Origin of the sequence: Bradyrhizobium sp. I1.14.4 (assembly GCF_050435825.1) — a bacterium.
In the GTDB taxonomy this organism is placed as follows: domain Bacteria; phylum Pseudomonadota; class Alphaproteobacteria; order Rhizobiales; family Xanthobacteraceae; genus Bradyrhizobium.
This window is the reverse complement of sequence record NZ_JBNDLA010000061.1, coordinates 1-9,166: the sequence shown is the minus strand read 5'-3', so window position 1 is coordinate 9,166 and position 9,166 is coordinate 1. Positions and strand designations below refer to the sequence as shown.

Sequence of the window (9,166 nt, the reverse complement as noted above, 5' to 3'; positions counted from 1 at the left end):
ACCGAAAGGCCTTGGCGTTCTTGCGCCTGGCCTCAATCCGCCTCATGCTGCGAAAGCTCTGTCAAAAAACATCATGATCTCGGACAGACTCTAAGAATGCCGGGCCTGCTTCTGACGACGGTCAATTGCAGCGACGCGAGCAGATGCTCGACCTTCGCGCCGCCGAACGGCAGCAGCAGCCGCTCGCAATCGACCTGCTGGCCGCTGGCATCGATCGTGGAGAACACCATGTACACGGCGCAGCCGCTCGCAGCGCATTGCTTCGCCGGCTCCAGCGTAATGCGCCGGAGCGACATCGGGACCACCTGCTCCATGGTCTTGCCGGCCCAGGCGGAATTGAACGCCTCGGCGACGTTCTCGCCCTGATACATCGCGCGGAACTTGCGCAAGCGTCCCTCACCTTCGACCGCCCATGCGACGAGTTGCCGGACATCATGCATCGCGGGATCCGGTCTCAGTTCGGCGAAAGCCGGAAATGTCCGCCCAGCCGACAGTTGATCCCAATGATCCAACAGCGCGCGCTGGCTTGCCGACCTGATCGCGTCAGGCGCAATGAACCTGAAGGTCATCTGCCCCTCTCGTGTCGCGTCGGCGCGCATGATGGAAAGCTCCACTTAAGGATCACTGAAACCCGATCCGTAACAGTGCGGGGCCGTGCCGCCGGCGGCATGAATTAGCGCTTGGCATGGTTAGCGCGCGCTTTACAATAATTTCTGGCGGGAAGTCGTCAGGCGCGGGGTGCCGTAGATCTGTGCTGGGGCGCCTGGCGATGCGAAGCATCCGGAGACCCGCGTTCCGCCCGCTTTACGATGAGGGTGAGAAAACCGTCACGCGAAGCGGCGCGCGAACACCACGCAGACGACGACGAGCATGGTTGCCGCGATCATCGACCAGGCGACCGGCTCGTGCAGCAGCAGCCCGGCCAGCGCGAGGCCGAAGAACGGCTGCAAGAGCTGCAACTGGCCGACGCTGGCGATGCCGCCGATGGCGAGCCCGCGATACCAGAACACGAAGCCTACCAGCATGCTGAAGATCGAGACATAAGCGAGCCCGAGCCAGGCCGGCGCACCGATACCGTGCCAGTTCGGCGGCAATGTCATGATCGTCATCAGCAGCACCACCGGCGCCGACAGCACCAGCGCCCAGGAGATCACCTGCCAGCCACCGAGCCGGCGCGACAGCGCAGCACCTTCGGCATAGCCGAGGCCGCAGACGACGATCGCGGCGACCATCAGGAGGTCGCCGCTCAGCGACGCCAATCCATCGCCCGACAATGCGAATGCTCCGACCGTCGCGCTGCCGATGCAGGAGAACAGCCAGAACAGCGGCTTCGGCCGCTCGCCGCCGCGCAGCACGCCGAACACGGCGGTCGACAGCGGCAATAGCCCGATGAACACGATCGAATGCGCCGAAGTGATGTGCTGAAGCGCGAGCGCGGTCAGCAGCGGAAAGCCGATCACGACGCCGAGCGCGACTGTTATCAGCGACACCAGGTCCTTGCGCTGCGGCCAGGGCTGCCGCAGCACCGCAAGCAGCGCCGCGCCGAGCAGCGCAGCGATGGCGGCCCGCGCCGAGGTCAGGAACAGCGGCGAGAACCCGGCCACGGCAACGCGGGTGGCCGGCAGCGAGCCGCTGAAGATAATTACGCCGAGCAGGCCGCTGCCCCAGCCGTCGATCGAAGCCTTGGTATCCGCCTTGCCCGCAAGCACTCTCGTATCCATCGCACCTCGCCTTCCCGTGATGTCAGGTCGGATAGCAACCGCGACGGAACTGCGCTCCCTCGCCCCGCTCTTCGCGGGGAGAGGGTTGGGGTGAGGGGCTGCTTCCGCGTATGCGGCAGCAAACGCGTTTGCGAAGACTCCCTCTCACCCGGAACGCATCTTACGATGCGTTCCGACCTCTCCCCGCAAGCGGGGTGAAGTACGCGAAGCCCGTTGCTTCGATCTGATTACGACCATAGCCGTTGGAGGCTCGCCAAGGCAGCCACAGATCAGTACAATATCGTATAACTGTATGGGCAAAGGTAGACATACACTTGCAACAGCAATCCGATGCGCCGCAATCCGATGCGCCGAAAGCCACGCGGACCGCCGACGTGATGAACGCGATCCGCGCCAAGGTCGCTAGCCGCGCGCTGGTGGCCGGCGATCGCCTGCCCTCGATCCGCGGCCTTGCCGCCACCATGGGCGTCTCGCCCTCCACCGTTGTTGAGGCGTATGACCGGCTGGTGGCCGAGGGCCTGATCCGCCCCCGGCCCGGCTCCGGCTTCTATGTCTCGGCGACCGCGCTGCCGCCGCTTGCCTTGGCCAAAGACCAGCCGCAGCGCGATCGCGCAGTCGATCCGTTCTGGGTGTCGCGGCAATCGCTCGATGCCGAGACCGGCGCGCTGAAGCCGGGCTGCGGCTGGCTGCCGGCCGAGTGGATGCCGACCGAAGCGCTGCGGCGCGCGTTGCGCGGCCTGGCACGGGCCGATGATGCCGTACTCTCCGATTACGGCGTGACGCGCGGTTCGCTCGCGCTGCGCCGGATCCTGATGGCACGGTTCGCCGACGAGGGCCTCGAGGTGCCGCCCGAGCAGCTGCTGCTGACCGCGTCCGGCACCCAGGCGATCGATCTGGTCTGCCGCTTCCTGCTGCGGCCAGGCGACACCGTGCTGGTCGACGATCCCTGCTACTTCAATTTCCGCGCGCTGCTGCGCGCGCATCAAGTCAGGATCGTCAGCGTGCCCTACACGGCGACGGGGCCCGACGTCACGAGCTTCGAGGCCACACTCGCCGCCGAGCGGCCGCGGCTCTACGTCACCAACTCGGCACTGCATAATCCGACCGGCGCCACGCTGTCGCCGCAGACCGCGCATCGCGTGCTGAATGCCGCCGCAACCTATGACCTGACGATCGTCGAGGACGACATCTTCGCCGATTTCGAGCCCGAGCCGTCGGCGCGGCTCGCCGCGCTCGACGGGCTCAATCGCGTGATCCGGATCGGCAGCTTCTCCAAGACGCTGTCGGCATCGGTGCGCTGCGGCTTCATCGCCGCGCGGCCGGACTGGATCGAGGATCTCGTCGATCTCCAGGTCGCGACCGGCTTCGGCGGCCCGAGCGCGGTCGCGACCGAAATCATCGCCAGCGTCTTGGCGAGCGGCTTCTATCGCAAGCACGTCGAGGAGCTGCGCCGGCGGCTGGCCCGCGCCCGCCGCGACGTCGGCGAGAAACTGCAGCGCATCGGCATCGAACCCTGGCTGATGCCGCGCGGCGGCTTCTATTTGTGGTGCCATCTGCCCGACGGCCGCGACTCCGCCGACGTGGCGCGTGCCGCGCTTACGGACAATGTCGTGCTGGCACCCGGCAACGTGTTCAGCGCCTCGCAGTCGGCGGCCGCCTTCATGCGCTTCAACGTCGCGCAATGCCGCGACCCCAAGCTGATGCCGACGTTGCAGCGGGCGATCGGGCGCTAGCTTGCGCCGCGGAACCAGTCTGTCGCATCGCATTGCGCAATGCCGGCTGGAAGAACCTTTGGAACCCTGCTGCGTTAGAGGGCATCAACCGGTAAAGGAGGCCAAGATGTCTCGATCCACTCTTGCGAAAACCAGCCTCGTGCTGTTGTCGCTCGGCGTGTTCGCGTCGCCATTGCAAGCCGCGCCCGCCTCGCCCTTGCTCGCCATGGCGGGTTCATGGTCGGGAGGAGGCACGCTGACAACATCGGACGGCATGCAGGAACAGTTGCGTTGCCGGGCGAATTACGACGTCGCCGGAACCGGCGCCGAGCTTCGCCTGTCGCTCAGATGCGCCAGCCAGAGCTACCATTTCGATCTGGCCAGCAACGTTGAATACCGAGGCGGTGCGATCTCCGGCGAATGGACCGAAGCGAGCCGGAATGCGTCCGGAATCATTTCGGGACGTGCGGCCGGCGATCACGTCGATGCCGCAGCACGCGGCGACAATTTCTCCGCCAACCTGTCGCTGACAACGCACGGCGGAAGGCAGACCGTGTCGATCCGACCACAACAGAGCAATGTGACGGCGGTTTCGCTGGCGCTCACGCGGCATTAGAGCCTTCTCCGTTCCGGTAGAATCCGAACGGGGCTCTAGATCGTTATTTTGACGCGTTTTCACGCGAACCGGTGCCCCTTCGCTCGAAAACGCTCTGGCGACACGCCGCAGCACACGCCGGAACGTGATGACCTCCTTCGGAACGTCATCACGCCGCCCGTTCGGCCGCGCGACTACTTCTGGCCGACCTTGAACGGCTCTTCCTTGCCGGGCGGCACCGTCTCCTCCGCCATCGCCAGGATCATCGCGACCATCACGTAATTGCCGGCGACCGCGGTGAGGTCGACGATCTGCTGATCGTTGAACACCTTCTTGGCCCGCGCGTAAGTCTCGTCGGAGACCTTCCTGGTCGTGGTCAGCTCGGTGACGAAGTCGTACACGACGGCTTCGTCGTCGGCCATTTTCGCCGGACGGTTGCCGGCCTTCAGCTCGGCGATGATGTCGGCCGACAGCCCGGCCTTGGCCGCGAGCGGCGCATGCGCGAACCACTCGACCTGCGAGCGCCACTGCCGGCCGATGATCAGGATCGCGAACTCGTTGAGCCTGGTCGGCACCGAGGTCTGCCAGCGCAGATAATAGAACAGATCGTAGAGCCGCTGACCGAGCACCGGGCTGCGGATGATCGGGTTGTAGGGCCCGCCGATGCCGACGCTCGACACCTTCATGATCGCCTCGCCGAGCGGCCGCTGCTGGTCGTTGAGCTGATCCATGGTGAGCTGCGGGAAGCGCGGCTCCTTGCTGGTGGCGGGTGCCGAGAACATCGTAGCCGCGAGCCAGCCGCCGGCCGCGGCCAGCGTAAGCGACGAGAGCCAGACGGATGCCGAATGCATGATTTCCTCCGCTTTGATTTATCGGAGGATGCTAGTCGAGCGGCGCGACAGCGACCAGTCGCGGTGCACGCAGGTCAGGTCGTCACAGCGCGACGATATCGGTAAGGCATTGCTGCGTGACGCTCATCCGCGCGTCGATCTGCGCCTGGGTCTTGCAGTCCATGTTCATCGCGAACACGGTGATGTCGGTGCCCTTCTCGGCCCAGCCGACCAGCCAGCCGAGCGAGCCGTGCTCCTTGTCGGTCAATCCGGTTTTCGCGCGAATGACAGCGTCGCCGACTTTCGTCACGGGCAGGATATCGCACACCAGCTCTTGGGGGCGCTTGCCGACCGGCAGCACGTTGCGGCGCAGCCGGTCGAGGAAATCGATCTGCTGCACCGGATCGATCCGCAAATTGCCCGTCACCCAGAACTGGTCGATGCCGCCGCCGATGTCGCGATTACCGTAGTCGACGATGTCGAGATATTTCTTCATCCGCTCCTCGCCGATCCGGCGGGCGATCTCCTGGAACACCGGAAATGCCGACACGGCGAGCGCCGAGCGCAGCGTGTGGTCCTTGTTCCAGGCCTCGATGCTGCGGGTCACGCCGTCCCACTTGAACACATCTTTGTCCGGGTCCTGCACCACGCCGGTCTCGAGCGCGATCAGGGCATTCGGGATCTTGAAGGTCGACGCCGGCAGCTTGCCCTCGCCCGAACGGGTCTTGTCGCTGGCGATGATCAGATAGTCGTCGACCTTGTAGCCGACAAAGGTGCCCTCGGTGCCGAGATCGAAGAACCGCTTTTGCAGGTCCTCGCGAAATTCACTGCGCTGATAGGATACATTGGCAAAGCTGCGCGACGGCAGGATGTTAGCTGCAGCAAACAGGCCGAGCACATGGCGGCGATTGATCACGACAGGACCTGAACAGTTCGGGTTGACGACGATGCTGATGCCATCGTGGTGAAAGGATGGCAATAAGCGCTACCGCGCCCGGCCCGACATCCGCAGCACGAACACCAGCACCTCGGCGACGGCCTTGTAGAGCTCGGCCGGAATCTCGTCGCCGAGCTCGACATTGGAGAGCGCGCCGGCCAAAACCTCGTTCTCCTCGATCGGGATGTCGTTGGCCTTGGCGACCTCGATGATCTTGGCGCCGATCGCGCCCTTGCCTTTGGCCACCACGCGCGGCGCGCCGGCGTGATCGTAATGCAGCGCGACCGCGAGCTGGTTCTGCGCGTCGCTCATGATGCCCGGTCCAGGAAATGGCCGGCGCGCGCGGGCGCAGGCTGCGGCGGGCTGCCGTCGCGGATCTCGATATCGCCGGGCACGAGTTCAGCCCTGGTCAGCGCCTGGCTCAGCTCGGAAGCGCCGGCGCGCAATTGCGCCGCGGTCGACGGCCGCTCGGCCCACATCCGCACCGAGGTGCGCTCGCCGTTCAGCGAGACCAGCGCGTGCACCGGACCGGCCGGCTCGACGTCGAGCGTGAAGCGCGCCCGCCATACCCGCTTCGCGGCTTCGACTTCATTCCCGCCGCCGTCGCGGGAAATCTCGAACTGCGCCATCGCGGTGCCCTGCTGGGTCAGGAACGGGATCTCGAAATTCCAGCGCGGCGCCATGGCATCGAGCTGCGGGCGCGACCCGTCGCCGCGGTCCGGCAGCGAGGCGACTTGTAGCAGCGTCTGCCGCGCCAGTGCCGCGTCGGTGTTTTCCAACAGCCGATGCGCGGCGGTCGCGAGCGGCGTGCCCGGGGCAATCGACGGCTCCGCAACAGCCTGGGCCGACGGCAGCGCGCCGTGAAACGGTGGTGGCGGCGCGCTGCCGCGTGCGGGCACCTCGCCGCTTGCCATGTCTCTCGGCACGGCACCCTGCCGTGCCGGGTTGCCGAGTTCGTGCAGCGCTTCCTGAATGAGGTTGAGCGCGCCGCCCGCGGACGGGCCGGCATCGAGCGCATCCGCGAGCGCCCCGGCGAGCCCGGTGGCGCCGCGGGTGAGATCCTCGGCGACCGGCACGCGGGCCTGCGGCAGCAGGATTTCCTGAACGTCGAGGTCGGGTGTTCCGGGTGGCACGAGGCTCGGCGCCGTGGCGACGCTGGCAAGCGCCGGTTGCGGGAACGGCGTGGACGCAGGCCTGGCGGCATCACCCGTGCCGAGTGAGGTCAGCGCCTGGCGCAGCACGATCAGCGCGGCCTTCAGATCAGGCACGCTGCCGCTCGCCGGCGCAACGCCCGACGCGAGCGTCGCCTCCAACAACAGGCCGGACTTCTGGAAGCAGGTCTTGACGGTATCGCCGCTCAAATTCTCGTCGAGGCCCGTCTGCTGCGCCAGTACCTGCGCGATCGCCGCCTGCAGCTTCGGTGGCAGATTGGCCGCGGCGACCGCCGTGAGATTGGCAAACAGCGGCGCCTGGCTGCCCTGCACGGCCGCCGCATTTTGTGCCGTCGCGGTGATGGTGACGCGCTCCAGCGGCGTCAGTGCAGCCTTCGGCGCCGTGGCGACGGGTTGCGGAGCGGCGGCAACGTTGGCCGCGCCCGGCGACAGCCGCACGGCATCGCCGGTGTCCGCCCCGGGTCCGACCAGTTGCAAGCGGATGCCGTCATTGGTCTGCGACACCGCAAGCTGCAGGTTCTGGCCCTGCTGCAGCGGCACCTCGGTCTGGACGTCGATCGACAGGCTCGCGATCGCGATCCGCACCAGATCGGCGGACAGCACCTTCAGGACCTGCGCGTTGACGACGCTGCCCGCCTCGAGCGTGAGGTCTGGCGCAACACCGCCCGCCTCGTTCGAGGCGAGCACCGGCAGCACGGGATTGATGGCAAGTGCCATGTCGGAGGTCTCGGCCAGGCGCGAGGAACGTGCCGCAGGCTAGCCCGGCGCCGTAAACCCCTCGTTAACCGGCAGCCGAGCTGAGCTCCCGGAGGACGCCGGCGGCGGCCTTGAAATCGACCTGGCGGGCGGCGCGGCGGGCGGCGACCTCCTCGTCGATGCCCCATTTCTCGATGTTCCAGTCCTCGTCGACATGGGCGGCGGCCCAGACCTGGTCCTCGTCGCGGACGCCGTGCGCCAGCGCCAGCGCCAGCAGCGCCGAGCCGGTCAGGGTCGTCACCACATGCAGTGCTGCGACCGACCACGGATCGGTCGGGAACGCCGCGCGCGCCGCTCCGATCGCCGACTTGGGCTGGTCGACATGCATCACCCCCTCGGCCATCACGAAATGGGCGCCGAGCGCATCGGCCGCCCAGAACAGGATCGGGTCCCAATGCTGAGCCTCGCGCGCCACCAGCGTCTCGGGGTGGCCGGCGCGATAGAACAGCAGATCGCTGCCGAGGAATTTTGCCGCATCGTCGGCGACCTCGTCGACGCAATCGATCACCCCCTCGATCACGCTGTTGGCAAGGCGCGTCAGCGGCATGGTCATGGGATCGATGGTCTCGCCCTGCGCATTCCATTCCGCCGCGACCGCATCTGCGATCGCGCGCGTCGGCACCACGATCGGCTTGCCGGACGGCGAGCGGACCTGCTTGCCGTCGAGCGTGATCGAAAACCCGCCATCGGCCTCGGCGGCGCCGGCGCTGGAATAGAAGCGCTTGCGCTGGGGCCTGCGGATGTGGCGCCGCACCGCCTCCTGCGGGTCGAGCGGAGATTGTTCAGGGACGTCGTCGAAGAGTTCGCGCATCGCGCCAGCCGGCTTTCGTTCGGAAGGGTTTCCCTGCAAGATATGTCAGCGGCAACGGCAAATAAAGCTGATGGGACGCGCCAAATTCCTTGCGGGTTTTTCGCTGGTTGCGGCGGTTCTCGGAGCCGCCGCCACCGACGCCGGGTTCCGCACACCGGAATCGCTGATCCGCAACGTCTACGCCCATTATGGCAAGGGCAGCGCCGCGTTTTCGAATGGTCTGCCGCGCGATGAGGAAACGGCCCGGCAATTCTTCGATTCCAGCCTGCGCGGCGCCTGGACTGCCCTGCGCGACGCGCCGTACGATTTCCTGGTGCAGAGCCCGACTTGGCGGCTCGGCCCGATCTCGATCGCAATCCCCCGCCGGCGGTTCGACAAGACCGATGTGACGGTGACATTCGACAATGAGGGCCGCGCGGTCACGCTCAACTTCATCGTCGTCAACGGTCCCGACGGCTGGATGATTTCGGACGTCGAGAGCCCACACGATTCGTTGCGGATGTTTTTGGCGCAGTTCAGGCGGTAGGACGAGTATCCCTAAGAGTCTGTCCGAGATCATGATGTTTTTTGACAGAGCTTTCGCAGCATGAGGCGGATTGAGGCCAGGCGCAAGAACGCCAAGGCCTTTCGGT

Annotated in this window: 10 protein-coding genes; 3 read left to right on the top strand and 7 right to left on the bottom strand. The window is 66.4% G+C overall.

Features of this window, described 5'->3' with window-relative positions; genetic code table 11:
- Positions 1-71 precede the first annotated feature (71 nt).
- Together ABIB78_RS38550 and ABIB78_RS38545 are read right to left on the bottom strand one after the other, a co-directional pair.
- Positions 72-569, bottom strand: a complete 498-nt coding sequence (locus ABIB78_RS38550; RefSeq protein ID WP_429034263.1) for a hypothetical protein — start codon at positions 567-569, stop codon at positions 72-74.
- 258 nt (positions 570-827) lie between these two features.
- Positions 828-1,721, bottom strand: a complete 894-nt coding sequence (locus tag ABIB78_RS38545) for a DMT family transporter (protein ID WP_429034262.1) — start codon at positions 1,719-1,721, stop codon at positions 828-830.
- A gap of 377 nt (positions 1,722-2,098) precedes the next feature.
- Between ABIB78_RS38545 and ABIB78_RS38540 the strand changes: the two genes are divergently transcribed.
- Together ABIB78_RS38540 and ABIB78_RS38535 are read left to right on the top strand one after the other, a co-directional pair.
- Complete coding sequence (locus tag ABIB78_RS38540; RefSeq protein WP_429034265.1) at positions 2,099-3,454, top strand: PLP-dependent aminotransferase family protein; 1,356 nt, start codon at positions 2,099-2,101, stop codon at positions 3,452-3,454.
- Between the two features lie 139 nt (positions 3,455-3,593).
- A complete protein-coding gene (locus ABIB78_RS38535) occupies positions 3,594-4,049 on the top strand; it encodes a hypothetical protein (protein ID WP_429034261.1) in 456 nt (151 codons plus the stop codon).
- Positions 4,050-4,222: 173 nt separating this feature from the next.
- On the opposite strand, the gene ABIB78_RS38530 is transcribed toward ABIB78_RS38535, so the two are convergent.
- From ABIB78_RS38530 to ABIB78_RS38510, 5 genes are all read right to left on the bottom strand, one after another.
- Complete coding sequence (locus ABIB78_RS38530) at positions 4,223-4,879, bottom strand: carboxymuconolactone decarboxylase family protein (protein WP_429034260.1); 657 nt, start codon at positions 4,877-4,879, stop codon at positions 4,223-4,225.
- An 82-nt stretch (positions 4,880-4,961) separates the two neighbouring features.
- Positions 4,962-5,774 (bottom strand): class D beta-lactamase, encoded by an 813-nt coding sequence (blaOXA, locus tag ABIB78_RS38525; protein WP_429034264.1) that lies wholly within the window; start codon positions 5,772-5,774, stop codon positions 4,962-4,964.
- 69 nt (positions 5,775-5,843) lie between these two features.
- Positions 5,844-6,107 (bottom strand): EscU/YscU/HrcU family type III secretion system export apparatus switch protein, encoded by a 264-nt coding sequence (locus ABIB78_RS38520; protein WP_429034259.1) that lies wholly within the window; start codon positions 6,105-6,107, stop codon positions 5,844-5,846.
- Complete coding sequence (locus ABIB78_RS38515) at positions 6,104-7,684, bottom strand: flagellar hook-length control protein FliK (RefSeq protein ID WP_429034258.1); 1,581 nt, start codon at positions 7,682-7,684, stop codon at positions 6,104-6,106. The genes ABIB78_RS38520 and ABIB78_RS38515 overlap by 4 nt, the downstream gene beginning before the upstream one ends.
- Positions 7,685-7,748: 64 nt before the next feature.
- Entirely contained in the window at positions 7,749-8,534 is a 786-nt protein-coding gene (locus tag ABIB78_RS38510; protein ID WP_429034257.1) for an ATP12 family chaperone protein, read from the bottom strand.
- A 70-nt stretch (positions 8,535-8,604) separates the two neighbouring features.
- Here ABIB78_RS38510 and ABIB78_RS38505 point away from each other — a divergent pair, with 70 nt between their 5' ends.
- On the top strand, positions 8,605-9,060 hold the full coding sequence (locus ABIB78_RS38505; RefSeq protein WP_429034256.1) for a hypothetical protein: 456 nt from the start codon (positions 8,605-8,607) through the stop codon (positions 9,058-9,060).
- Positions 9,061-9,166 lie beyond the last annotated feature (106 nt).